The organism is Bacteroides sp. MSK.18.37 (assembly GCF_019129155.2).
Lineage (GTDB): Bacteria > Bacteroidota > Bacteroidia > Bacteroidales > Bacteroidaceae > Bacteroides > Bacteroides ovatus.
Genome location: NZ_JAHOIB020000001.1, coordinates 2,192,142 through 2,213,683, shown reverse-complemented (window position 1 = coordinate 2,213,683; position 21,542 = coordinate 2,192,142). Strand labels below are relative to the sequence as shown.

Sequence of the window (21,542 nt, the reverse complement as noted above, 5' to 3'; positions counted from 1 at the left end):
ACAAGCCGATGACGGTCTGTTGACATCCGTGTCTTTTCAATTTCCAATGATTCAATTATCAAATCTCAATTATATAGAGTATGGCTTTTAGAAAAGAAAATAAGACGAAAAGTAATTTCTCGAAGATCTCAATTGGTCTGGCTTCTCCGGAAGAAATCCTTGAGAATTCGAGTGGTGAAGTTTTGAAGCCTGAAACCATTAATTACCGTACGTACAAACCCGAACGTGATGGTTTGTTCTGCGAGCGCATTTTTGGTCCTATCAAGGATTATGAATGTCATTGCGGTAAATACAAGCGTATCCGTTATAAAGGTATCGTCTGCGACCGTTGTGGTGTGGAAGTTACTGAAAAGAAAGTACGCCGTGAACGTATGGGACATATCCAGCTGGTTGTGCCGGTGGCTCACATCTGGTATTTCCGTTCGCTCCCTAATAAAATCGGTTATTTGCTCGGACTGCCGACGAAGAAACTGGATTCGATTATATACTACGAACGTTATGTTGTTATTCAGCCGGGTGTAAAAGCTGAAGACGGTGTAGCTGAATATGATTTGCTTTCGGAAGAAGAATATCTGGATATCCTGGATACGCTTCCAAAAGATAATCAATATCTTGAAGATAATGATCCGAACAAGTTTGTTGCAAAGATGGGTGCTGAAGCTATCTATGATTTGCTGGCTCGTCTGGATCTGGATGCTTTGTCTTACGAATTGCGTCACCGTGCAGGTAACGATGCTTCACAGCAACGTAAGAATGAGGCTTTGAAACGTCTTCAGGTAGTAGAATCGTTCCGTGCATCACGTGGACGCAACAAACCGGAATGGATGATTGTACGTATCGTACCGGTTATCCCACCCGAACTTCGTCCGTTGGTTCCGTTGGATGGTGGTCGTTTTGCTACATCTGACTTGAACGACCTTTATCGTCGTGTGATTATCCGTAATAACCGTCTGAAACGACTGATTGAAATCAAGGCTCCGGAAGTGATTTTGCGTAATGAAAAACGTATGCTTCAGGAATCTGTCGATTCTTTGTTTGATAACTCACGTAAGTCAAGTGCTGTGAAGACAGATGCCAACCGCCCGTTGAAGTCATTGTCTGACAGCTTGAAAGGTAAACAAGGACGTTTCCGTCAGAACTTGCTGGGTAAACGTGTTGACTACTCTGCTCGTTCGGTAATCGTCGTAGGTCCGGAATTGAGAATGGGTGAATGCGGTATTCCTAAATTGATGGCTGCCGAATTGTACAAGCCGTTTATTATTCGTAAGCTCATCGAACGTGGTATCGTTAAGACTGTTAAGTCTGCCAAGAAGATCGTTGACCGCAAGGAACCGGTGATCTGGGATATTCTGGAACATGTAATGAAAGGACATCCGGTACTGTTGAACCGTGCTCCGACATTGCACCGTCTGGGTATTCAGGCTTTCCAGCCTAAGATGATCGAAGGTAAAGCTATTCAGTTGCACCCGTTGGCATGTACGGCATTCAATGCCGACTTTGACGGTGACCAGATGGCTGTTCACTTGCCTTTGAGTAATGAAGCAATTCTGGAAGCACAAATGTTGATGCTTCAATCACATAATATCTTGAACCCGGCAAACGGTGCGCCTATTACTGTGCCTGCACAGGATATGGTTCTTGGTTTGTACTATATTACTAAGTTGCGTGCTGGTGCGAAAGGTGAAGGTTTGACATTCTACGGACCGGAAGAGGCGTTGATCGCTTACAATGAAGGTAAGGTCGATATTCATGCTCCGGTGAAAGTTATCGTGAAAGACGTTGATGAAAATGGTAACATTGTAGACGTAATGCGCGAAACTTCGGTAGGACGTGTGATTGTTAATGAAATTGTTCCGCCTGAAGCAGGTTATATCAATACAATTATCTCTAAGAAATCTCTTCGTGATATTATTAGTGATGTAATTAAGGTATGTGGTGTGGCTAAGGCTGCCGACTTCCTGGACGGAATCAAGAACTTAGGTTATCAGATGGCGTTCAAGGGTGGTTTGTCATTCAACTTGGGTGATATTATCATTCCGAAGGAAAAAGAAACGTTGGTACAGAAAGGTTACGACGAAGTAGAACAAGTCGTAAACAACTATAACATGGGTTTCATTACCAACAACGAACGTTACAACCAGGTGATCGATATCTGGACACATGTAAACTCTGAGTTGTCTAATATCCTGATGAAGACAATTTCTTCGGATGATCAGGGATTCAACTCTGTATATATGATGCTTGACTCTGGTGCTCGTGGTTCTAAAGAACAGATTCGTCAGTTGTCAGGTATGCGTGGTTTGATGGCAAAACCGCAGAAAGCAGGTGCTGAAGGTGGTCAGATCATCGAGAACCCGATTTTGTCAAACTTTAAAGAAGGACTTTCGGTGTTGGAGTACTTTATCTCTACCCACGGTGCTCGTAAAGGTTTGGCGGATACCGCTTTGAAGACTGCCGATGCTGGTTATTTGACTCGTCGTCTGGTGGACGTATCACACGATGTGATTATTACAGAAGAAGACTGCGGTACACTCCGCGGATTGGTTTGTACGGACCTTAAGAATAACGATGAGGTTATTGCTACTCTGTACGAACGTATCTTAGGTCGTGTTTCCGTACATGATATTATTCATCCTACCACAGGTGAATTGCTTGTTGCCGGTGGTGAAGAAATCACAGAAGAAGTAGCCAAGAAGATTCAGGAGTCTCCGATCGAGAGTGTTGAAATCCGTTCGGTATTGACTTGTGAAGCTAAGAAGGGGGTTTGTGCTAAATGTTACGGACGTAACCTGGCAACGAGCCGCATGGTTCAGAAGGGTGAAGCTGTCGGTGTAATCGCCGCTCAGTCTATTGGTGAGCCGGGTACACAGTTGACATTGCGTACATTCCACGCCGGTGGTACTGCTGCAAATATTGCAGCTAACGCCAGTATCGTTGCTAAAAATAATGCACGTCTTGAATTTGAAGAGTTGCGTACAGTAGATATCGTTGACGAGATGGGTGAATCTGCAAAAGTGGTAGTAGGTCGTTTGGCCGAAGTACGTTTTGTGGATGTGAATACCGGTATCGTTCTTTCTACTCATAACGTACCTTATGGTTCAACATTGTATGTAAGCGACGGCGACTTGGTAGAAAAAGGCAAACTGATTGCTAAGTGGGACCCGTTCAATGCTGTTATTATCACAGAAGCAACCGGTAAGATCGAATTTGAGGGCGTGATTGAAAACGTTACTTATAAGGTTGAATCGGATGAAGCAACAGGTCTTCGTGAAATTATTATTATTGAATCCAAGGATAAAACCAAAGTTCCTACCGCTCATATCTTAACAGAGGACGGTGATTTGATCCGTACTTATAACTTACCGGTAGGTGGTCACGTTATCATCGAGAACGGTCAGAAGGTAAAAGCCGGTGAAGTAATCGTGAAGATTCCGCGTGCCGTAGGTAAGGCGGGTGATATCACGGGTGGTCTTCCTCGTGTTACTGAATTGTTTGAAGCTCGTAACCCGTCAAATCCGGCTGTCGTTTCTGAAATCGACGGTGAGGTGACAATGGGTAAGATCAAACGTGGTAACCGTGAAATCATCGTAACTTCCAAGACAGGTGAGGTTAAGAAATATCTGGTTGCACTGTCTAAGCAGATTCTGGTACAGGAAAATGACTATGTACGTGCTGGTACTCCGTTGTCTGACGGTGCTACTACTCCGGCAGATATCTTGGCAATCAAGGGTCCTACAGCCGTACAGGAATATATCGTGAATGAAGTTCAGGATGTATACCGCTTGCAGGGTGTGAAGATCAATGATAAGCACTTTGAGATTATCGTTCGTCAGATGATGCGCAAAGTACAAATTGATGAACCGGGAGATACTCGCTTCCTCGAACAGCAAGTCGTAGACAAACTGGAATTCATGGAAGAAAATGATCGTATCTGGGGCAAGAAAGTCGTAGTAGATGCTGGTGATTCTCAAAATATGCAAGCTGGACAGATTGTAACTGCCCGCAAGTTGCGTGATGAGAATAGTATGTTGAAACGTCGTGACTTGAAACCGGTTGAGGTTCGTGACGCTGTTGCTGCTACCTCTACTCAGATCCTTCAAGGTATCACGCGTGCTGCTTTGCAAACATCAAGCTTTATGTCGGCTGCTTCCTTCCAGGAAACAACGAAAGTATTGAATGAAGCTGCTATCAACGGTAAGATTGATAAGCTTGAAGGTATGAAGGAAAATGTGATCTGTGGTCACTTGATTCCTGCCGGTACCGGACAGCGCGAGTTCGAAAAGCTCATCGTTGGATCAAAAGAAGAGTATGACCGTATCTTGGCTAACAAGAAAACAGTACTTGACTACAATGAAGTAGAATAAATACAATTCAATTGGCTATATGAAAAGGAGCAGTTGCCTGATTGGGCAATTGCTCCTTTTTTTATTTCTTTTTTACTCGCGTGTATTACCATTAGTTTCAGGAAAAATGTGTTATTTTGCAGGATAACTTTTTAATCATATTAAATATGGAAGAACAAAATAACAACGGACAATTACAGATTGAATTGAGAGAAGAGGTTGCACAGGGAACTTATGCAAATCTTGCTATTATTACTCATTCGAGTTCTGAATTCATCCTTGACTTCGTGCGCGTAATGCCGGGCATACCGAAGGCTGGTGTGCAATCTCGTATTATTGTGGCTCCGGAGCACGCAAAACGTCTGCTGCGGGCATTAGAAGATAATATAGCAAAGTATGAGCGCGTATTCGGTCCGATTCGTACTTCGGATGAACCCCCTATTTCTCCTTTGACGGGTGTAAAAGGCGAAGCGTGAGGATGATATAAAAACATTAAAAAAGAAAAAAAAGTTGTAGCGCATTGAATATTCAAATATTATTCGTATTTTTGCAGCCCAAAATGTATAGTTACGAAATTAATATAACAATAATATAAATCAAAAAACAATTAAAATGCCTACAATTCAGCAATTAGTAAGAAAAGGACGCGAAGTGCTGGTGGAGAAAAGTAAATCTCCAGCCTTGGATTCATGTCCTCAAAGACGTGGCGTTTGCGTGAGAGTATACACTACTACTCCGAAGAAGCCGAACTCTGCAATGCGTAAAGTAGCTCGTGTACGTTTGACTAACCAAAAAGAGGTGAACTCATACATTCCGGGAGAAGGACACAACTTGCAGGAACACTCAATCGTTTTGGTACGTGGTGGTCGTGTGAAAGACCTTCCGGGTGTGCGTTATCACATTGTACGTGGTACACTTGATACAGCAGGTGTTGCTGGTCGTACTCAAAGACGTTCAAAGTATGGTGCTAAGCGTCCGAAACCAGGACAAGCTGCTGCTCCTGCTAAGGGTAAGAAAAAATAAGGATTAAGACCTAATTAAAATTAAAGTAATAACTTACGTTTTAGTTTGTTGGAAATGCTAAAGGTTGAGTAAATTCTCCGGAGGGAGAGTTGAAGAAGTCAAGAAGTAGACAACCAAGAACAAAAACATTATTTTTCAAACAAATGAGAAAAGCAAAACCAAAAAAACGCCTGATTCTTCCGGATCCCGTGTTTAATGACCAAAAGGTTTCCAAGTTTGTGAACCACTTGATGTATGATGGAAAGAAAAATACATCTTATGAAATCTTTTATGCCGCTTTGGAAACAGTGAAAGCAAAACTTCCTAACGAAGAAAAATCAGCTCTCGAAATCTGGAAAAAGGCTTTGGATAATGTAACTCCGCAAGTGGAAGTAAAGTCTCGCCGTGTAGGTGGTGCAACTTTCCAAGTTCCTACTGAAATCCGTCCGGATCGTAAAGAATCAATCTCTATGAAGAATCTGATTCTGTTTGCTCGCAAAAGAGGTGGTAAATCAATGGCTGACAAGTTGGCTGCTGAAATTATGGATGCCTTCAATGAACAAGGCGGTGCATACAAGCGTAAAGAAGATATGCACAGAATGGCAGAAGCTAACCGTGCATTTGCTCATTTTAGATTCTAATACTGTAAGAAACCAAATATAAACTTAAAGTAAAGGAATTAGAAGATGGCTAAACATGATTTACATTTAACTCGTAATATCGGTATCATGGCTCACATCGATGCCGGAAAAACAACTACTTCTGAACGTATCCTGTTCTACACTGGATTGACTCACAAAATAGGTGAAGTTCATGATGGTGCTGCTACTATGGACTGGATGGAACAGGAGCAAGAACGTGGTATCACTATTACATCTGCTGCTACAACAACAAGATGGAAATATGCTGGTGATACTTATAAAATTAACTTGATTGACACTCCGGGGCACGTTGATTTTACTGCAGAGGTAGAACGTTCATTGCGTATCCTTGATGGAGCTGTGGCTGCTTATTGTGCTGTTGGTGGTGTTGAGCCCCAATCAGAAACTGTATGGCGTCAAGCTGATAAATATAACGTTCCTCGTATTGCTTATGTTAATAAGATGGACCGTTCTGGTGCAGACTTCTTTGAAGTAGTTCGCCAGATGAAGGATGTGCTTGGAGCTAATCCGTGTCCGATTGTTGTTCCTATTGGTGCTGAAGAATCTTTTAAAGGTCTTGTTGATCTTATCAAAATGAAAGCTATTTATTGGCACGATGAAACAATGGGTGCTGACTACAGTGTTGAGGAAATTCCGGCAGAACTTGTCGATGAAGCTAACGAGTGGAGAGACAAGATGCTTGAAAAAGTAGCTGAATTTGATGATGCTTTGATGGAGAAATATTTCGATGATCCTTCTACTATTACTGAAGAAGAAGTGTTGAGAGCTCTTCGCAATGCAACAGTTCAGATGGCCGTAGTCCCCATGCTTTGTGGGTCTTCTTTCAAGAACAAAGGTGTTCAGACATTGCTTGACTATGTTTGTGCTTTTTTGCCTTCTCCGCTTGATACAGAGAATGTAATAGGTACAAATCCTAATACTGGAGCTGAAGAAGATCGTAAACCAAGTGATGATGAAAAAACATCAGCTTTAGCATTTAAGATCGCAACTGACCCATATGTAGGTCGTTTGACTTTCTTCCGTGTTTATTCAGGTAAAATTGAAGCAGGTTCTTATATCTACAACTCTCGCTCTGGTAAGAAAGAACGCGTTTCTCGTCTGTTCCAGATGCACTCTAACAAACAGAATCCGGTTGAAGTAATCGGTGCTGGTGATATCGGTGCAGGTGTAGGTTTTAAGGATATTCACACTGGTGATACTTTGTGTGATGAAAACGCTCCGATCGTACTTGAATCTATGGACTTCCCGGAACCAGTTATCGGTATCGCTGTAGAACCTAAGACGCAGAAGGATATGGATAAGCTGTCTAACGGTTTGGCTAAATTGGCTGAAGAAGATCCGACGTTTACTGTGAAGACAGACGAACAGACAGGTCAGACGGTTATTTCTGGTATGGGTGAGCTTCACTTGGATATCATTATTGATCGTTTGAAACGTGAGTTCAAGGTAGAATGTAACCAGGGTAAGCCGCAGGTTAACTACAAAGAAGCTATCACGAAGACAGTTAATTTGCGTGAAGTATATAAGAAGCAATCTGGTGGGCGTGGTAAGTTTGCTGATATCATCGTGAATATTGGTCCGGCTGATGCAGATTTCACTTTGGGTGGTTTGCAGTTTGTTGACGAAGTGAAAGGTGGTAACATTCCTAAGGAATTTATTCCTGCTGTTCAGAAAGGCTTTACGAATGCCATGAAGAGTGGCGTTTTGGCAGGTTATCCGCTGGATTCATTGAAAGTTACTTTGGTTGATGGTTCATTCCATCCGGTTGACTCTGATCAGTTGTCATTCGAAATCTGTGCAATGCAGGCTTATAAAAATGCATGTGCTAAGGCAGGTCCTGTTTTGATGGAACCTATCATGAAACTGGAAGTTGTAACTCCGGAAGAGAATATGGGTGATGTTATCGGTGACTTGAACAAACGTCGTGGACAGGTTGAAGGTATGGAATCTAGTCGTTCTGGTGCCCGTATCGTGAAGGCGATGGTTCCGCTGGCAGAAATGTTTGGTTATGTAACAGCTTTACGTACTATCACTTCTGGTCGTGCAACTTCATCAATGACTTACTCTCATCACGCTCAACTTTCTTCTTCTATTGCTAAGGCTGTATTGGAAGAAGTAAAAGGACGTGCTGATTTACTCTAAAATATCTAAAGCAGCAGGCTAGCGAATGACTCTTAGCCTGCCGCTTTATCTTATTATAAATGTATTAATTAAAAAAATAATGAGTCAGAAAATTAGAATTAAATTGAAATCTTACGACCACAACTTGGTTGATAAGTCAGCTGAGAAAATTGTAAGAACTGTAAAAGCTACAGGTGCTATTGTTAGCGGTCCGATACCTCTGCCTACGCACAAGCGTATCTTTACTGTGAACCGTTCGACTTTCGTAAACAAAAAGTCTCGTGAGCAATTTGAACTCTCTTCTTATAAGAGATTGATCGACATCTATAGCTCAACAGCTAAGACAGTAGATGCTCTGATGAAGTTGGAATTGCCAAGTGGTGTGGAAGTAGAAATTAAAGTTTGATAATTAAAAATTAGTGAAATGCCAGGATTATTAGGAAAAAAAATCGGAATGACATCCGTTTTCAGTGCCGATGGTAAAAATGTACCATGCACTGTTATCGAAGCAGGTCCTTGTGTTGTTACTCAAGTTAAAACTGTAGAAAAAGATGGCTATGCAGCTGTTCAGTTGGGTTTCCAGGACAAAAAGGAAAAACATACAACTAAACCGTTGATGGGACATTTTAAAAGAGCAGGAGTAACACCGAAGAGACACTTGGCTGAGTTCAAAGAATTTGGAACAGATTTGAATCTGGGTGATACTATTACCGTAGAGATGTTTAACGATGCTAACTTTGTTGACGTTGTTGGAACTTCTAAAGGTAAAGGTTTCCAGGGTGTAGTAAAAAGACATGGTTTTGGTGGTGTGGGTCAGGCTACTCACGGACAGCACAACCGCGCTCGTAAACCGGGTTCTATTGGTGCTTGTTCTTACCCTGCAAAAGTATTCAAGGGAATGCGCATGGGTGGACAACTTGGTGGTGACAGAGTCACTGTACAAAACTTGCAGGTATTAAAAGTAATCGCGGATCATAACCTTCTTTTGATTAAAGGTTCAATCCCGGGTTGCAAAGGTTCAATCGTATTAATTGAGAAATAATGGAAGTTAACGTATATAACATTAAAGGTGAAGACACTGGGAGAAAGGTTACGTTAAACGAATCTATCTTCGGAATTGAGCCCAACGACCACGCTATCTATTTGGACGTAAAACAGTTTATGGCCAATCAGCGTCAGGGTACTCATAAGTCAAAAGAAAGAAGTGAAATCAGTGGTTCAACTCGTAAGATCGGTCGCCAGAAAGGTGGTGGCGGAGCTCGTCGTGGTGATATGAACTCACCGGTTCTTGTAGGTGGTGCCCGCGTTTTCGGTCCGAAACCAAGAGACTACTTCTTCAAGTTGAATAAAAAAGTTAAGACATTGGCTCGTAAGTCAGCTTTGTCTTATAAAGCTCAAAACGATGCAATCGTTGTCGTTGAGGATTTCACATTTGAAGCTCCTAAGACAAAAGATTTCGTTGCAATGACAAAAAATCTTAAAGTTTCCGATAAAAAGCTACTTGTAATTTTACCGGAAGCAAATAAAAACGTATATTTGTCAGCTCGTAACATTGAGGGTGCTAATGTGCAGACTATCTCGGGATTAAATACTTACAGAGTATTGAATGCTGGGGTTGTTGTGCTTACTGAAAACTCTCTGAAGGCTATTGACAATATCTTAATTTAAAAAGGAGGCTTAAATAATGGGAATTATTATTAAACCGTTGGTAACAGAGAAAATGACTGCAATCACAGATAAGCTGAATCGTTTCGGCTTTGTTGTACGTCCTGAAGCTAACAAACTGGAAATTAAGAAGGAAATTGAAGCTCTTTATAATGTTACAGTAGTTGATGTGAATACTGTGAAGTATGCTGGCAAAAATAAGAGCCGTTATACCAAAGCAGGTATCATCAATGGTCGTACGAATGCTTTCAAAAAAGCAATCGTGACATTGAAAGAAGGAGATACTATTGATTTTTATAGCAATATTTAATAAAAATGGCAGTACGTAAATTTAAGCCCACAACACCGGGGCAAAGACATAAAATTATTGGTACTTTCGAAGAAATTACTGCATCAGTACCAGAAAAGTCTCTTGTATATGGTAAGAAATCATCTGGAGGTCGTAACAGCGAAGGTAAGATGACTATGCGCTACATTGGTGGCGGTCATAGAAAGGTGATTAGAATTGTTGATTTCAAGAGAAATAAGGACGGTGTTCCAGCAGTAGTTAAAACAATTGAATACGATCCGAATCGTTCGGCTCGTATCGCTCTGTTATTTTACGCTGATGGAGAAAAAAGATATATTATTGCTCCCAATGGATTGCAAGTTGGTGCGACTCTGATGTCAGGTGAAACAGCAGCGCCAGAGATTGGTAATGCTCTTCCTCTTCAAAACATTCCGGTGGGTACTGTGATTCACAATATCGAATTACGTCCGGGACAGGGTGCTGCTCTGGTTCGTTCAGCTGGTAACTTTGCTCAGTTGACTTCTCGTGAGGGTAAGTATTGTGTAATTAAGTTGCCTTCAGGTGAAGTTAGACAGATTCTTAGCACTTGTAAAGCTACTATCGGTAGTGTAGGTAACTCTGATCATGGATTGGAAAGTTCAGGTAAAGCTGGACGTTCTCGTTGGCAAGGACGTCGTCCTCGTAACCGTGGTGTTGTAATGAACCCGGTTGATCACCCGATGGGTGGTGGTGAAGGACGTGCTTCTGGAGGTCACCCAAGATCACGTAAGGGATTGTACGCTAAGGGACTTAAGACTAGAGCTCCTAAGAAACAGTCGTCTAAGTACATTATTGAGAGAAGAAAAAAGTAATCTGATTAATTGAGTAAACTATGAGTCGTTCATTAAAAAAAGGTCCATATATTAACGTTAAGCTTGAAAAGAGAATTCTTGCCATGAATGAATCAGGTAAGAAAGTCGTAGTAAAGACTTGGGCCAGAGCTTCAATGATTTCGCCTGATTTTGTAGGCCATACAGTTGCAGTTCACAATGGAAATAAATTTATTCCTGTTTATGTTACCGAGAATATGGTAGGACACAAGTTGGGCGAATTTGCTCCAACTCGTACATTCAGAGGACACGCTGGTAACAAGAAAAGATAACAGGATTTATTTGAAATAATAAAGTAATAAATAATAATGGGAGCAAGAAAAAAAATATCGGCTGAAAAGAGAAAAGAAGCCCTTAAGACCATGTATTTTGCAAAATTGCAAAATGTTCCTACTTCTCCGCGTAAGATGCGTCTGGTTGCAGACATGATCCGTGGTATGGAAGTGAACAGAGCACTTGGTGTTTTGAAATTTTCTTCAAAAGAAGCTGCTGCAAGAGTGGAAAAATTGCTTCGCTCTGCAATTGCTAACTGGGAACAGAAAAACGAACGTAAAGCGGAAAGTGGCGAGTTGTTCGTAACACAGATTTTTGTTGATGGTGGAGCTACACTCAAAAGAATGAGACCGGCACCACAGGGTAGAGGTTATAGAATTCGCAAACGTTCAAATCACGTAACATTGTTCGTTGGTGCTAAAAGTAATAACGAAGATCAAAATTAAGGTAGATGGGACAAAAAGTTAATCCAATAAGCAACCGTTTAGGAATTATCAGAGGATGGGATTCTAACTGGTATGGTGGAAATGATTACGGTGATTCTTTGCTGGAAGATAGCAAAATCCGTAAATATCTTAATGCAAGACTTGCAAAAGCAAGTGTATCAAGAATCGTAATTGAACGTACGCTGAAGCTCGTTACTATTACTGTTTGCACTGCTCGCCCGGGTATTATTATCGGTAAAGGTGGCCAAGAAGTTGATAAGTTAAAAGAGGAGTTGAAGAAGGTTACCGACAAAGATATTCAAATCAATATCTTTGAAGTGAAGAGACCGGAACTGGATGCTGTGATTGTTGCTAACAACATCGCTCGCCAGGTTGAAGGTAAAATTGCCTATCGCCGTGCCATCAAGATGGCTATCGCAAACACAATGCGTATGGGTGCTGAAGGTATCAAAATTCAGATTTCAGGACGTTTGAATGGAGCTGAAATGGCCCGTTCTGAAATGTATAAAGAAGGAAGAACTCCGTTGCACACTTTCAGAGCTGATATCGACTACTGTCATGCAGAAGCATTGACTAAAGTAGGTCTTTTAGGTATCAAAGTTTGGATTTGTAGAGGTGAAGTGTTTGGTAAGAAAGAATTGGCTCCGAACTTTACACAAAGCAAAGAAAGTGGTCGTGGAAACAATAGTGGAAACAACGGCGGAAAGAACTTCAAAAGAAAGAAAAATAATCGCTAAACGAATTTGAATTTTAGGAAACTATGTTACAACCGAAAAAGACAAAATTCAGAAGACAACAAAAAGGCCGTCAGAAAGGTAATGCCCAGAGAGGCAACCAGCTGGCCTTTGGTTCTTTTGGCATAAAGGCTTTGGAGACTAAGTGGATTACAGGCCGTCAGATCGAAGCTGCTCGTATTGCAGTAACAAGATATATGCAACGTCAAGGACAGATCTGGATCCGTATATTCCCGGATAAACCGATCACTAGAAAACCTGCCGATGTACGTATGGGTAAAGGTAAAGGTGCTCCAGAGGGATTTGTGGCTCCTGTGACTCCGGGTAGAATCATTATTGAAGCTGAAGGAGTATCTTACGAAATCGCGAAAGAAGCATTGCGCTTAGCTGCTCAAAAGCTTCCTATTACAACGAAGTTTGTCGTAAGACGTGATTATGATATTCAAAATCAAAATGCGTAAGTGTTATGAAAATTGCAGAAATAAAAGAAATGACTACTAATGATTTAGTAGAAAGAGTAGAGGCGGAAACAGCTAATTATAACCAAATGGTTATTAATCATTCTATTTCTCCTTTGGAAAATCCTGCTCAAATCAAACAATTACGCAGGACTATTGCGCGTATGAAAACAGAATTGCGCGAAAGAGAACTTAACAATAAATGATCAGCTTGATGGAAGCAAGAAATTTAAGAAAAGAAAGAACAGGGGTTGTGTTGAGCAATAAGATGGATAAGACCATCACAGTTGCTGCCAAATTTAAGGAAAAACACCCTATATATGGTAAGTTCGTTAGTAAAACGAAGAAGTACCATGCTCACGATGAAAAGAATGAATGCAATATCGGTGATACTGTAAGCATCATGGAAACTCGTCCTTTGAGCAAGACTAAAAGATGGAGATTAGTAGAAATAATTGAAAGAGCTAAGTAATTATGATACAAGTAGAATCCAGACTTACAGTATGTGATAACAGTGGAGCGAAAGAGGCGTTGTGTATCCGCGTTTTGGGTGGTACAGGTCGTCGTTATGCTTCAGTGGGGGATGTCATTGTAGTTTCAGTGAAGAGTGTTATCCCTTCTAGTGATGTTAAAAAAGGTGCAGTATCAAAGGCTTTGATTGTACGTACAAAGAAAGAAATCCGTCGTCCTGATGGTTCTTATATACGTTTTGATGATAATGCTTGCGTGTTGTTGAATAATGCAGGTGAAATTAGAGGTAGTCGTATTTTCGGTCCTGTAGCAAGAGAACTTCGTGCTACAAACATGAAAGTTGTGTCACTTGCGCCTGAGGTACTTTAATTTGTAAAAGATTTAAGTAATGAGTAAATTACATATTAAAAAAGGCGATACAGTTTACGTAAATGCTGGCGAAGATAAGGGCAAAACTGGTCGTGTATTGAAGGTTCTTGTTAAAGAAGGACGTGCATTTGTAGAAGGTATCAATATGGTATCTAAAAGCACAAAACCGAATGCTAAGAATCCGCAAGGTGGTATCGTGAAGCAGGAAGCTTCTATCCACATTTCAAACTTGAACCCGGTTGATCCAAAAACTGGTAAAGCAACGCGTATTGGGAGAAAAAAGAGTTCGGAAGGAACTTTAGTGCGTTATTCTAAAAAATCAGGAGAGGAGATTAAGTAATGAGTAATACTGCTAGTCTTAAGAAAGAATATGCAGAGCGTATAGCACCTGCATTGAAATCACAGTTCCAGTATTCTTCTACAATGCAGGTACCCGTACTTAAGAAGATTGTTATCAATCAAGGGTTAGGTATGGCTGTTGCTGATAAGAAGATTATCGAAGTTGCAATCAATGAAATGACAGCTATCACAGGTCAGAAAGCTGTAGCTACCATTTCTCGTAAAGATATCGCAAACTTTAAGTTGCGTAAAAAAATGCCGATTGGTGTTATGGTAACTTTACGTCGTGAAAGAATGTACGAATTCCTTGAAAAATTGGTTCGTGTAGCTCTTCCTCGTATTCGTGACTTCAAAGGTATCGAAAGTAAGTTTGATGGTAAAGGTAACTATACCCTTGGTATTCAGGAACAAATCATTTTCCCTGAAATAAATATCGATAGTATTACAAGAATTCTCGGAATGAATATTACCTTTGTAACCTCTGCGGAAACAGATGAAGAAGGTTATGCCTTGCTGAAGGAATTCGGTTTACCTTTTAAAAACGCTAAAAAAGACTAATAGATATGGCAAAGGAATCAATGAAAGCACGTGAAGTAAAACGTGCTAAATTAGTAGCCAAATACGCCGAAAGAAGAGCTGCTTTGAAGCAAATCGTAAGAACAGGTGATCCTGCTGATGCTTTTGAAGCTGCACAGAAGTTGCAAGAGTTGCCAAAGAATTCTAATCCGATTCGTATGCACAACCGTTGCAAACTGACTGGACGTCCTAAAGGTTATATTCGTCAATTCGGAATTTCGAGAATTCAATTCCGTGAGATGGCATCTAACGGACTGATCCCAGGCGTAAAAAAAGCAAGCTGGTAATTATTGTTTAAATATTGTCAGGGTAGTCCTGATTAATTTAATTTATTTTTATATGACTGATCCAATAGCAGATTATTTAACGAGGTTGCGGAACGCGATTGGTGCAAAGCACAGAGTTGTTGAAGTTCCCGCTTCGAACTTGAAAAAAGAAATCACTAAGATTCTTTTTGAAAAAGGCTACATTCTTAATTATAAGTTTGTAGAAGATGGTCCTCAAGGAACTATTAAGGTTGCCTTGAAGTATGATTCTGTTAACAAAGTTAACGCAATCAAAAAGTTAGAAAGAATATCTTCTCCGGGTATGCGTAAGTATACTGGTTACAAAGATATGCCGCGTGTTATTAATGGGTTGGGTATTGCTATAATATCTACTTCCAAAGGTGTAATGACTAACAAAGAGGCTGCAGAACTGAAGATCGGTGGTGAAGTCTTGTGTTATGTATATTAATTAGGAGGAATTAGAATGTCAAGAATAGGAAAATTACCCATTAGTATCCCTGCTGGAGTGACAGTCACTCTGAAGGATAATGTGGTTACCGTAAAGGGACCCAAAGGCGAAATGAGCCAATATGTGAATCCTGCTATCAATGTTGCCATTGAAGACGGACACGTAACTTTAACAGAAAACGATAAAGAAATGCTTGATAACCCAAAGCAAAAACATGCTTTCCACGGTTTGTATCGTTCTTTGGTTCACAACATGGTTGTGGGCGTATCTGAAGGATACAAGAAGGAACTGGAACTTGTTGGTGTAGGTTATCGTGCTTCTAACCAAGGTAACATCATTGAGCTTGCTTTAGGTTATACACACAATATTTTCATTCAATTACCTGCTGAGGTAAAAGTTGAAACTAAGTCTGAAAGAAATAAGAATCCTCTTATTATATTGGAATCGTGTGACAAACAATTGCTTGGTCAAGTTTGCTCTAAAATACGTTCTTTCCGTAAGCCTGAACCATACAAGGGTAAAGGTATTAAGTTTGTTGGCGAAGTAATTCGTAGAAAGTCTGGTAAATCAGCCGGCGCTAAGTAATTCATATAAAATTAGATTATTATGACAACAAAAATAGAAAGACGAGTTAAGATCAAATATAGAGTACGCAACAAAATTTCGGGTACTACTGAATGTCCGCGTATGAGTGTATTTAGAAGTAACAAGCAAATTTATGTCCAGATTATCGATGATCTTTCTGGTAAGACACTGGCTGCCGCTTCTTCTTTAGGTTTGACTGATAAAGTTGCTAAAAAAGAACAAGCTGCTAAAGTGGGTGAAATGATTGCTAAAAAGGCTCAGGAAGCAGGTATAACTACTGTTGTTTTCGACCGTAATGGTTACTTGTATCATGGGAGAGTAAAAGAAGTAGCTGATGCTGCTCGTAACGGTGGACTTAAATTTTAATCATTATGGCAGGAGTTAATAATAGAGTTAAGATTACTAACGATATAGAACTGAAAGATAGATTAGTTGCTATTAATCGTGTTACTAAAGTTACCAAAGGTGGTAGAACTTTTAGTTTCTCTGCAATCGTTGTTGTAGGTAACGAAGAAGGTATCATTGGTTGGGGACTTGGTAAAGCAGGTGAAGTAACAGCTGCTATCGCTAAAGGTGTTGAATCAGCTAAAAAGAACCTGGTGAAAGTGCCTATTTTGAAAGGTACTGTTCCTCATGAACAATCAGCTAGATTTGGTGGTGCTGAAGTATTCATCAAACCTGCATCTCACGGAACTGGTGTTGTAGCTGGTGGTGCTATGCGTGCTGTATTGGAAAGTGTTGGTGTTACTGACGTTTTGGCTAAATCTAAAGGTTCTTCAAATCCGCACAACCTTGTTAAAGCTACAATCGAAGCTTTAAGTGAAATGCGTGATGCAAGAATGGTTGCTCAGAACAGAGGTATTAGTGTTGAAAAAGTATTTAGAGGATAAGGAGGAGATATGTCAACTATAAAGATTAAACAAGTTAAAAGTAGAATTGGTGCTCCAGCTGATCAGAAAAGAACTCTCGATGCACTGGGACTTCGTAAACTGAACCGTGTGGTTGAACACGAAAGCACTCCTTCAATTCTTGGGATGGTAGATAAAGTAAAACACTTGGTTGCCATTGTTAAGTAATTATTTGTTGAATAATAAAACGAAATTACAATATGAACTTAAGTAATTTAAAACCTGCAGAGGGATCTACTAAGACAAGAAAAAGAATTGGACGTGGAACTGGTTCTGGCTTAGGCGGTACTTCTACAAGAGGTCATAAGGGAGCTAAATCAAGATCTGGATACTCTAAGAAGATCGGTTTTGAAGGTGGTCAGATGCCTCTTCAACGTCGAGTTCCTAAATTTGGTTTCAAGAATATCAATCGTGTAGAATATAAAGCCATCAATCTGGATACTATCCAGAAACTTGCTGAAGCTAAGAGCTTGGCAAAAATTGGTGTAAACGACTTTATCGAAGCAGGATTTATATCTTCAAATCAGTTGGTAAAAGTATTGGGTAACGGAACTCTGACTAACAAGCTGGAAGTAGAAGCTCATGCATTCTCTAAGACTGCAACTGCTGCTATTGAAGCTGCTGGTGGAACTGTAGTAAAACTCTGATTCAATGAGAAAAGCTATTGAAACATTAAAGAATATATGGAAGATTGAGGATCTGAGACAGCGGATCCTCATCACCATATTGTTTGTGGCAATTTACCGTTTCGGATCATATGTCGTATTACCGGGTATCAATCCGGCAATGCTGGCAAAATTGCACGAACAAACAAGTGAAGGCCTTTTAGCCTTGTTAAATATGTTCTCTGGAGGAGCATTTTCTAATGCCTCTATTTTTGCATTAGGAATCATGCCTTATATCTCTGCATCTATCGTAATCCAGTTGTTGGGAATCGCTGTGCCGTATTTCCAGAAGCTGCAACGCGAAGGTGAGAGCGGCAGAAGAAAAATGAATCAATATACTCGTTATTTGACGATTGCTATATTGTTAGTTCAGGCCCCTTCTTATTTGCTCAATCTTAAAATGCAGGCTGGCCCTTCCTTAAATGCTTCATTAGATTGGACTCTGTTTATGGTTACCTCTACCATTATTTTGGCAGCAGGTAGTATGTTTATTTTGTGGCTTGGTGAAAGAATTACTGATAAAGGTATTGGTAACGGTATTTCATTTATCATCTTGATTGGTATTATCGCTCGTTTCCCTGATGCTTTGTTGCAAGAAGTTGTATCCAGAGTAGCAAATAAGAGTGGTGGTTTGATCATGTTTATAATTGAAATCGTATTCTTGTTATTAGTGATTGGTGCTGCTATTCTTTTGGTACAAGGTACAAGAAAGATTCCTGTACAGTATGCAAAAAGAATTGTTGGTAACAAGCAATATGGTGGTGCTAGACAATACATTCCTTTGAAAGTGAATGCTGCTGGTGTTATGCCTATCATTTTTGCTCAGGCAATCATGTTTATTCCAATTACGTTTATCGGTTTTTCAAATGTAAATGATGCGGGCGGTTTCTTGCATGCGTTTACAGATCATACAAGTTTCTGGTATAATTTTGTTTTTGCGGTAATGATTATATTATTTACATATTTCTATACTGCAATTACAATTAATCCGACTCAGATGGCTGAGGATATGAAGAGAAATAATGGTTTCATCCCTGGTATTAAACCGGGAAAGAAAACAGCAGAGTATATTGATGATATAATGTCTCGTATTACTTTGCCGGGTTCTTTCTTCTTGGCTTTAGTTGCTATTATGCCTGCTTTTGCCGGTATATTCGGAGTGCAAGCAGGATTTGCTCAATTCTTCGGCGGTACATCTTTGTTAATTCTTGTAGGTGTTGTTCTTGATACACTGCAACAGGTTGAAAGTCATTTGTTGATGAGACACTATGATGGTTTGTTGAAGTCTGGTCGTATTAAAGGACGCGCTGGTGTAGCGGCATATTAATTCTTTAGATTAGAAATGATATTTCTTAAAACAGAAGATGAAATAGAATTGCTCCGTCAGAGTAACCTGCTTGTTGGTAAAACTCTTGCAGAGGTTGCCAAACTGGTGAAACCTGGTGTAACTACACGTGAGTTGGATAAGGTTGCTGAAGAGTTCATTAGAGATCATGGGGCAACTCCAACTTTCAAAGGATTTCCGAATCAATATGGAGAACCATTTCCCGCATCTCTTTGTACTTCTGTTAATGAGCAGGTTGTACATGGAATCCCAGGGGATATTGTACTGAAAGATGGCGATATCGTATCAGTGGATTGCGGAACTTACATGAATGGTTTTTGTGGTGATTCTGCTTATACTTTTTGTGTAGGAGAGGTGGACGAAGAAATTCGTAACTTGTTGAAGGTAACTAAAGAAGCGTTATATATTGGCATTCAGAACGCAGTGCAAGGCAAAAGAATCGGAGACATCGGGTATGCTATTCAGCAATATTGTGAGTCTCACTCTTATGGTGTAGTGCGTGAGTTTGTTGGTCATGGCATTGGTAAAGAGATGCACGAAGATCCTCAAGTGCCTAATTATGGTAAAAGAGGATATGGACCTTTGATGAAAAGAGGCCTTTGCATAGCGATAGAGCCGATGATAACATTGGGAGATCGACAAGTGATTATGGAACGTGATGGATGGACTGTGAGGACCAGAGATCGTAAATGTGCTGCACATTTTGAACATACGATAGCTGTTGGAGCTGGTGAAGCTGATATTTTGTCTTCATTCAAATTCATAGAAGAAGTTTTAGGAGATAAAGCAATATAATATGGCAAAGCAATCTGCAATAGAACAAGATGGAGTTATAGTTGAAGCATTGTCAAATGCAATGTTTCGTGTTGAATTAGAAAACGGACATGAGATTACTGCACATATTTCAGGTAAGATGCGGATGCATTACATCAAGATCTTGCCGGGAGATAAAGTGAGAGTCGAAATGTCTCCTTACGACTTATCGAAAGGAAGAATTGTGTTTAGATATAAATAAAATAAGATATGAAAGTAAGAGCATCATTAAAGAAACGCACGCCAGAATGTAAGATCGTTAGACGTAATGGCCGTTTGTATGTTATTAACAAGAAAAATCCTAAGTATAAACAACGTCAAGGATAATTTGTTATTTTTGCAAAAAAAATAATTAAGTATATGGCTATAAGAATAGTTGGTGTAGATTTACCTCAGAACAAAAGAGGTGAAATTGCGTTGACCTATGTATATGGAATAGGTCGCAGTAGTTCAGCAAAAATTTTAGATAAAGCTGGTGTAGATAAAGATCTGAAGGTTAAAGACTGGACAGATGATCAAGCTGCTAAGATTCGTGAGATTATCGGTGCAGAGTATAAAGTGGAAGGTGATCTTCGTTCTGAAATCCAATTGAATATTAAGCGATTAATGGATATTGGTTGCTATCGTGGTGTACGTCACCGTATTGGTCTACCTGTTAGAGGTCAGAGCACTAAGAACAATGCACGTACTCGTAAAGGTAGAAAGAAAACCGTTGCTAATAAGAAAAAAGCTACTAAATAATAATTGTTGATATGGCAAAAAAAACAGTTGCAGCTAAAAAGAGAAATGTGAAAGTAGACGCTAATGGACAGTTGCATGTTCATTCATCTTTCAACAATATTATTGTTTCTCTTGCAAACAGTGAAGGGCAGATTATCTCTTGGTCATCTGCTGGTAAAATGGGATTTAGAGGTTCTAAAAAGAATACTCCTTATGCAGCGCAGATGGCTGCCCAGGATTGTGCAAAGATTGCATTCGATCTTGGCCTGAGAAAGGTAAAAGCATATGTGAAGGGTCCAGGTAACGGACGTGAGTCTGCTATTAGAACTATCCACGGTGCTGGTATCGAAGTTACTGAAATCATTGACGTGACTCCGCTTCCACATAATGGTTGTCGTCCTCCGAAAAGACGTAGAGTTTAATTTACCTTTAACTTACACAATGATCTTGATTTTGTTTTTGGATTACATTTAATTTCTCTCTGTAATCGCGGCTGCAACAAATTAAGTTCATGAATAAACAATTAAATATTTAAAAGAAATGGCTAGATATACTGGACCAAAATCGAGAATCGCCCGTAAATTCGGTGAAGGAATCTTTGGAGCTGACAAAGTTTTGTCAAAGAAGAACTATCCTCCCGGACAACATGGTAATTCAAGAAAAAGAAAAACTTCTGAATATGGTGTGCAACTTCGTGAAAAGCAGAAAGCTAAATACACCTATGGAGTTTTAGAAAAACAATTCCGCAATTTGTTTGAAAAAGCAGCTACTGCTAAAGGTATTACCGGTGAGGTACTCCTTCAATTGTTGGAAGGCCGTCTTGACAACGTAGTATTCCGTTTGGGAATTGCTCCTACACGTGCTGCTGCTCGTCAGTTGGTTAGTCACAAGCACATTACTGTAGATGGTGAAGTGGTAAACATCCCTTCATTTGCAGTAAAACCAGGACAATTGATTGGTGTTCGTGAAAGATCTAAATCTTTGGAAGTAATTGCTAATTCTCTTGCAGGTTTCAATCATAGCAAGTATGCTTGGTTGGAATGGGACGAAGCTTCTAAGGTTGGTAAAATGTTGCACATACCTGAAAGAGCAGACATTCCTGAGAACATTAAAGAACATTTGATCGTTGAATTGTATTCTAAATAATAATTAAT

At 40.0% G+C, this 21,542-nt stretch carries 33 protein-coding genes; all 33 read left to right on the top strand.

Translation table 11 applies throughout. From position 1 onward, the window contains the following. Positions 1-80 precede the first annotated feature (80 nt). The 33 genes from rpoC (at position 81) to rpsD (ending at position 21,534) form a co-directional block, all read left to right on the top strand. The gene (gene rpoC, locus KSX81_RS09400; protein WP_004296356.1) at positions 81-4,364 is read left to right on the top strand and encodes a DNA-directed RNA polymerase subunit beta'; all 4,284 of its coding nucleotides are present in this window, start codon (positions 81-83) and stop codon (positions 4,362-4,364) included. Positions 4,365-4,510: 146 nt separating this feature from the next. Then, the gene (locus KSX81_RS09395; RefSeq protein WP_004296354.1) at positions 4,511-4,819 is read left to right on the top strand and encodes a DUF3467 domain-containing protein; all 309 of its coding nucleotides are present in this window, start codon (positions 4,511-4,513) and stop codon (positions 4,817-4,819) included. Positions 4,820-4,955: 136 nt separating this feature from the next. Beyond that, a complete protein-coding gene (gene rpsL, locus KSX81_RS09390; protein ID WP_002558078.1) occupies positions 4,956-5,366 on the top strand; it encodes a 30S ribosomal protein S12 in 411 nt (136 codons plus the stop codon). A 143-nt stretch (positions 5,367-5,509) separates the two neighbouring features. Further along, positions 5,510-5,986 carry a 30S ribosomal protein S7 gene (rpsG, locus tag KSX81_RS09385; protein ID WP_004296352.1) on the top strand — a complete coding sequence of 159 codons (477 nt, stop codon included), beginning with the start codon at positions 5,510-5,512 and terminating at the stop codon, positions 5,984-5,986. Positions 5,987-6,031: 45 nt separating this feature from the next. Then, positions 6,032-8,149 carry an elongation factor G gene (fusA, locus tag KSX81_RS09380; RefSeq protein ID WP_004307538.1) on the top strand — a complete coding sequence of 706 codons (2,118 nt, stop codon included), beginning with the start codon at positions 6,032-6,034 and terminating at the stop codon, positions 8,147-8,149. Between the two features lie 79 nt (positions 8,150-8,228). After that, complete coding sequence (gene rpsJ, locus KSX81_RS09375) at positions 8,229-8,534, top strand: 30S ribosomal protein S10 (RefSeq protein WP_002558075.1); 306 nt, start codon at positions 8,229-8,231, stop codon at positions 8,532-8,534. 18 nt (positions 8,535-8,552) lie between these two features. Then, positions 8,553-9,170, top strand: coding sequence for a 50S ribosomal protein L3 (gene rplC / locus KSX81_RS09370; protein ID WP_004296349.1), 618 nt, complete (start codon positions 8,553-8,555; stop codon positions 9,168-9,170). Continuing rightward, the gene (rplD, locus tag KSX81_RS09365) at positions 9,170-9,796 is read left to right on the top strand and encodes a 50S ribosomal protein L4 (protein WP_004296348.1); all 627 of its coding nucleotides are present in this window, start codon (positions 9,170-9,172) and stop codon (positions 9,794-9,796) included. The genes rplC and rplD overlap by 1 nt, the downstream gene beginning before the upstream one ends. Before the next feature lie 16 nt (positions 9,797-9,812). Further along, complete coding sequence (gene rplW, locus KSX81_RS09360) at positions 9,813-10,103, top strand: 50S ribosomal protein L23 (protein WP_004296347.1); 291 nt, start codon at positions 9,813-9,815, stop codon at positions 10,101-10,103. Between the two features lie 5 nt (positions 10,104-10,108). Next, the gene (gene rplB / locus KSX81_RS09355) at positions 10,109-10,933 is read left to right on the top strand and encodes a 50S ribosomal protein L2 (protein ID WP_004296346.1); all 825 of its coding nucleotides are present in this window, start codon (positions 10,109-10,111) and stop codon (positions 10,931-10,933) included. Positions 10,934-10,953: 20 nt separating this feature from the next. Then, a complete protein-coding gene (gene rpsS / locus KSX81_RS09350) occupies positions 10,954-11,223 on the top strand; it encodes a 30S ribosomal protein S19 (RefSeq protein ID WP_004296345.1) in 270 nt (89 codons plus the stop codon). Between the two features lie 36 nt (positions 11,224-11,259). Further along, complete coding sequence (gene rplV, locus KSX81_RS09345; RefSeq protein WP_004296344.1) at positions 11,260-11,670, top strand: 50S ribosomal protein L22; 411 nt, start codon at positions 11,260-11,262, stop codon at positions 11,668-11,670. A gap of 5 nt (positions 11,671-11,675) precedes the next feature. Continuing rightward, positions 11,676-12,407: a 30S ribosomal protein S3 gene (rpsC, locus tag KSX81_RS09340; protein ID WP_004296343.1), complete on the top strand. Its 732-nt coding sequence runs from the start codon at positions 11,676-11,678 to the stop codon at positions 12,405-12,407. Between the two features lie 23 nt (positions 12,408-12,430). Beyond that, entirely contained in the window at positions 12,431-12,865 is a 435-nt protein-coding gene (rplP, locus tag KSX81_RS09335; protein ID WP_004291234.1) for a 50S ribosomal protein L16, read from the top strand. A 5-nt stretch (positions 12,866-12,870) separates the two neighbouring features. After that, positions 12,871-13,068 carry a 50S ribosomal protein L29 gene (gene rpmC, locus KSX81_RS09330; protein WP_004296342.1) on the top strand — a complete coding sequence of 66 codons (198 nt, stop codon included), beginning with the start codon at positions 12,871-12,873 and terminating at the stop codon, positions 13,066-13,068. Then, the gene (gene rpsQ / locus KSX81_RS09325; protein ID WP_004296341.1) at positions 13,065-13,334 is read left to right on the top strand and encodes a 30S ribosomal protein S17; all 270 of its coding nucleotides are present in this window, start codon (positions 13,065-13,067) and stop codon (positions 13,332-13,334) included. The genes rpmC and rpsQ overlap by 4 nt, the downstream gene beginning before the upstream one ends. A gap of 2 nt (positions 13,335-13,336) precedes the next feature. Continuing rightward, positions 13,337-13,702 (top strand): 50S ribosomal protein L14, encoded by a 366-nt coding sequence (gene rplN / locus KSX81_RS09320; protein ID WP_004296340.1) that lies wholly within the window; start codon positions 13,337-13,339, stop codon positions 13,700-13,702. A gap of 19 nt (positions 13,703-13,721) precedes the next feature. Then, positions 13,722-14,042, top strand: coding sequence for a 50S ribosomal protein L24 (rplX, locus tag KSX81_RS09315; RefSeq protein ID WP_004296339.1), 321 nt, complete (start codon positions 13,722-13,724; stop codon positions 14,040-14,042). Next, on the top strand, positions 14,042-14,599 hold the full coding sequence (rplE, locus tag KSX81_RS09310; protein WP_004296338.1) for a 50S ribosomal protein L5: 558 nt from the start codon (positions 14,042-14,044) through the stop codon (positions 14,597-14,599). Before rplX ends, rplE begins: the two co-directional genes overlap by 1 nt. A 5-nt stretch (positions 14,600-14,604) precedes the next feature. Next, positions 14,605-14,904, top strand: a complete 300-nt coding sequence (rpsN, locus tag KSX81_RS09305) for a 30S ribosomal protein S14 (RefSeq protein WP_004296337.1) — start codon at positions 14,605-14,607, stop codon at positions 14,902-14,904. 52 nt (positions 14,905-14,956) lie between these two features. After that, the gene (gene rpsH / locus KSX81_RS09300) at positions 14,957-15,352 is read left to right on the top strand and encodes a 30S ribosomal protein S8 (RefSeq protein WP_004296336.1); all 396 of its coding nucleotides are present in this window, start codon (positions 14,957-14,959) and stop codon (positions 15,350-15,352) included. A 15-nt stretch (positions 15,353-15,367) separates the two neighbouring features. After that, positions 15,368-15,937 carry a 50S ribosomal protein L6 gene (gene rplF, locus KSX81_RS09295; protein WP_004296335.1) on the top strand — a complete coding sequence of 190 codons (570 nt, stop codon included), beginning with the start codon at positions 15,368-15,370 and terminating at the stop codon, positions 15,935-15,937. Positions 15,938-15,958: 21 nt separating this feature from the next. Further along, the gene (gene rplR / locus KSX81_RS09290) at positions 15,959-16,303 is read left to right on the top strand and encodes a 50S ribosomal protein L18 (RefSeq protein WP_004296334.1); all 345 of its coding nucleotides are present in this window, start codon (positions 15,959-15,961) and stop codon (positions 16,301-16,303) included. Positions 16,304-16,308: 5 nt separating this feature from the next. Next, positions 16,309-16,827 carry a 30S ribosomal protein S5 gene (gene rpsE / locus KSX81_RS09285; RefSeq protein ID WP_004296333.1) on the top strand — a complete coding sequence of 173 codons (519 nt, stop codon included), beginning with the start codon at positions 16,309-16,311 and terminating at the stop codon, positions 16,825-16,827. Positions 16,828-16,836: 9 nt separating this feature from the next. After that, the gene (gene rpmD, locus KSX81_RS09280; RefSeq protein ID WP_004296332.1) at positions 16,837-17,013 is read left to right on the top strand and encodes a 50S ribosomal protein L30; all 177 of its coding nucleotides are present in this window, start codon (positions 16,837-16,839) and stop codon (positions 17,011-17,013) included. Between the two features lie 32 nt (positions 17,014-17,045). Beyond that, complete coding sequence (gene rplO / locus KSX81_RS09275) at positions 17,046-17,492, top strand: 50S ribosomal protein L15 (RefSeq protein WP_004296331.1); 447 nt, start codon at positions 17,046-17,048, stop codon at positions 17,490-17,492. 4 nt (positions 17,493-17,496) lie between these two features. Continuing rightward, positions 17,497-18,837: a preprotein translocase subunit SecY gene (gene secY, locus KSX81_RS09270; protein ID WP_004296330.1), complete on the top strand. Its 1,341-nt coding sequence runs from the start codon at positions 17,497-17,499 to the stop codon at positions 18,835-18,837. A gap of 15 nt (positions 18,838-18,852) precedes the next feature. Further along, positions 18,853-19,650, top strand: coding sequence for a type I methionyl aminopeptidase (gene map, locus KSX81_RS09265; RefSeq protein WP_004296329.1), 798 nt, complete (start codon positions 18,853-18,855; stop codon positions 19,648-19,650). Position 19,651: 1 nt separating this feature from the next. After that, positions 19,652-19,870: a translation initiation factor IF-1 gene (gene infA / locus KSX81_RS09260; protein ID WP_002558052.1), complete on the top strand. Its 219-nt coding sequence runs from the start codon at positions 19,652-19,654 to the stop codon at positions 19,868-19,870. A gap of 8 nt (positions 19,871-19,878) precedes the next feature. Further along, positions 19,879-19,995, top strand: coding sequence for a type B 50S ribosomal protein L36 (ykgO, locus tag KSX81_RS09255; RefSeq protein WP_002558051.1), 117 nt, complete (start codon positions 19,879-19,881; stop codon positions 19,993-19,995). 33 nt (positions 19,996-20,028) lie between these two features. Further along, positions 20,029-20,409: a 30S ribosomal protein S13 gene (rpsM, locus tag KSX81_RS09250; RefSeq protein WP_004296328.1), complete on the top strand. Its 381-nt coding sequence runs from the start codon at positions 20,029-20,031 to the stop codon at positions 20,407-20,409. An 11-nt stretch (positions 20,410-20,420) separates the two neighbouring features. Then, positions 20,421-20,810, top strand: coding sequence for a 30S ribosomal protein S11 (gene rpsK / locus KSX81_RS09245; RefSeq protein ID WP_004296327.1), 390 nt, complete (start codon positions 20,421-20,423; stop codon positions 20,808-20,810). Positions 20,811-20,928: 118 nt separating this feature from the next. Further along, positions 20,929-21,534, top strand: coding sequence for a 30S ribosomal protein S4 (gene rpsD, locus KSX81_RS09240; protein ID WP_004296326.1), 606 nt, complete (start codon positions 20,929-20,931; stop codon positions 21,532-21,534). Positions 21,535-21,542 lie beyond the last annotated feature (8 nt).

What these genes read in the sequence shown, in the direction of transcription:
- rpoC (WP_004296356.1), top strand. Translation starts at nt 81, where the DNA reads ATGGCTTTTAGAAAAGAAAATAAGACGAAAAGTAATTTCTCGAAGATC.
- KSX81_RS09395 (WP_004296354.1), top strand. Translation starts at nt 4,511, where the DNA reads ATGGAAGAACAAAATAACAACGGACAATTACAGATTGAATTGAGAGAA.
- rpsL (WP_002558078.1), top strand. Translation starts at nt 4,956, where the DNA reads ATGCCTACAATTCAGCAATTAGTAAGAAAAGGACGCGAAGTGCTGGTG.
- rpsG (WP_004296352.1), top strand. Translation starts at nt 5,510, where the DNA reads ATGAGAAAAGCAAAACCAAAAAAACGCCTGATTCTTCCGGATCCCGTG.
- fusA (WP_004307538.1), top strand. Translation starts at nt 6,032, where the DNA reads ATGGCTAAACATGATTTACATTTAACTCGTAATATCGGTATCATGGCT.
- rpsJ (WP_002558075.1), top strand. Translation starts at nt 8,229, where the DNA reads ATGAGTCAGAAAATTAGAATTAAATTGAAATCTTACGACCACAACTTG.
- rplC (WP_004296349.1), top strand. Translation starts at nt 8,553, where the DNA reads ATGCCAGGATTATTAGGAAAAAAAATCGGAATGACATCCGTTTTCAGT.
- rplD (WP_004296348.1), top strand. Translation starts at nt 9,170, where the DNA reads ATGGAAGTTAACGTATATAACATTAAAGGTGAAGACACTGGGAGAAAG.
- rplW (WP_004296347.1), top strand. Translation starts at nt 9,813, where the DNA reads ATGGGAATTATTATTAAACCGTTGGTAACAGAGAAAATGACTGCAATC.
- rplB (WP_004296346.1), top strand. Translation starts at nt 10,109, where the DNA reads ATGGCAGTACGTAAATTTAAGCCCACAACACCGGGGCAAAGACATAAA.
- rpsS (WP_004296345.1), top strand. Translation starts at nt 10,954, where the DNA reads ATGAGTCGTTCATTAAAAAAAGGTCCATATATTAACGTTAAGCTTGAA.
- rplV (WP_004296344.1), top strand. Translation starts at nt 11,260, where the DNA reads ATGGGAGCAAGAAAAAAAATATCGGCTGAAAAGAGAAAAGAAGCCCTT.
- rpsC (WP_004296343.1), top strand. Translation starts at nt 11,676, where the DNA reads ATGGGACAAAAAGTTAATCCAATAAGCAACCGTTTAGGAATTATCAGA.
- rplP (WP_004291234.1), top strand. Translation starts at nt 12,431, where the DNA reads ATGTTACAACCGAAAAAGACAAAATTCAGAAGACAACAAAAAGGCCGT.
- rpmC (WP_004296342.1), top strand. Translation starts at nt 12,871, where the DNA reads ATGAAAATTGCAGAAATAAAAGAAATGACTACTAATGATTTAGTAGAA.
- rpsQ (WP_004296341.1), top strand. Translation starts at nt 13,065, where the DNA reads ATGATCAGCTTGATGGAAGCAAGAAATTTAAGAAAAGAAAGAACAGGG.
- rplN (WP_004296340.1), top strand. Translation starts at nt 13,337, where the DNA reads ATGATACAAGTAGAATCCAGACTTACAGTATGTGATAACAGTGGAGCG.
- rplX (WP_004296339.1), top strand. Translation starts at nt 13,722, where the DNA reads ATGAGTAAATTACATATTAAAAAAGGCGATACAGTTTACGTAAATGCT.
- rplE (WP_004296338.1), top strand. Translation starts at nt 14,042, where the DNA reads ATGAGTAATACTGCTAGTCTTAAGAAAGAATATGCAGAGCGTATAGCA.
- rpsN (WP_004296337.1), top strand. Translation starts at nt 14,605, where the DNA reads ATGGCAAAGGAATCAATGAAAGCACGTGAAGTAAAACGTGCTAAATTA.
- rpsH (WP_004296336.1), top strand. Translation starts at nt 14,957, where the DNA reads ATGACTGATCCAATAGCAGATTATTTAACGAGGTTGCGGAACGCGATT.
- rplF (WP_004296335.1), top strand. Translation starts at nt 15,368, where the DNA reads ATGTCAAGAATAGGAAAATTACCCATTAGTATCCCTGCTGGAGTGACA.
- rplR (WP_004296334.1), top strand. Translation starts at nt 15,959, where the DNA reads ATGACAACAAAAATAGAAAGACGAGTTAAGATCAAATATAGAGTACGC.
- rpsE (WP_004296333.1), top strand. Translation starts at nt 16,309, where the DNA reads ATGGCAGGAGTTAATAATAGAGTTAAGATTACTAACGATATAGAACTG.
- rpmD (WP_004296332.1), top strand. Translation starts at nt 16,837, where the DNA reads ATGTCAACTATAAAGATTAAACAAGTTAAAAGTAGAATTGGTGCTCCA.
- rplO (WP_004296331.1), top strand. Translation starts at nt 17,046, where the DNA reads ATGAACTTAAGTAATTTAAAACCTGCAGAGGGATCTACTAAGACAAGA.
- secY (WP_004296330.1), top strand. Translation starts at nt 17,497, where the DNA reads ATGAGAAAAGCTATTGAAACATTAAAGAATATATGGAAGATTGAGGAT.
- map (WP_004296329.1), top strand. Translation starts at nt 18,853, where the DNA reads ATGATATTTCTTAAAACAGAAGATGAAATAGAATTGCTCCGTCAGAGT.
- infA (WP_002558052.1), top strand. Translation starts at nt 19,652, where the DNA reads ATGGCAAAGCAATCTGCAATAGAACAAGATGGAGTTATAGTTGAAGCA.
- ykgO (WP_002558051.1), top strand. Translation starts at nt 19,879, where the DNA reads ATGAAAGTAAGAGCATCATTAAAGAAACGCACGCCAGAATGTAAGATC.
- rpsM (WP_004296328.1), top strand. Translation starts at nt 20,029, where the DNA reads ATGGCTATAAGAATAGTTGGTGTAGATTTACCTCAGAACAAAAGAGGT.
- rpsK (WP_004296327.1), top strand. Translation starts at nt 20,421, where the DNA reads ATGGCAAAAAAAACAGTTGCAGCTAAAAAGAGAAATGTGAAAGTAGAC.
- rpsD (WP_004296326.1), top strand. Translation starts at nt 20,929, where the DNA reads ATGGCTAGATATACTGGACCAAAATCGAGAATCGCCCGTAAATTCGGT.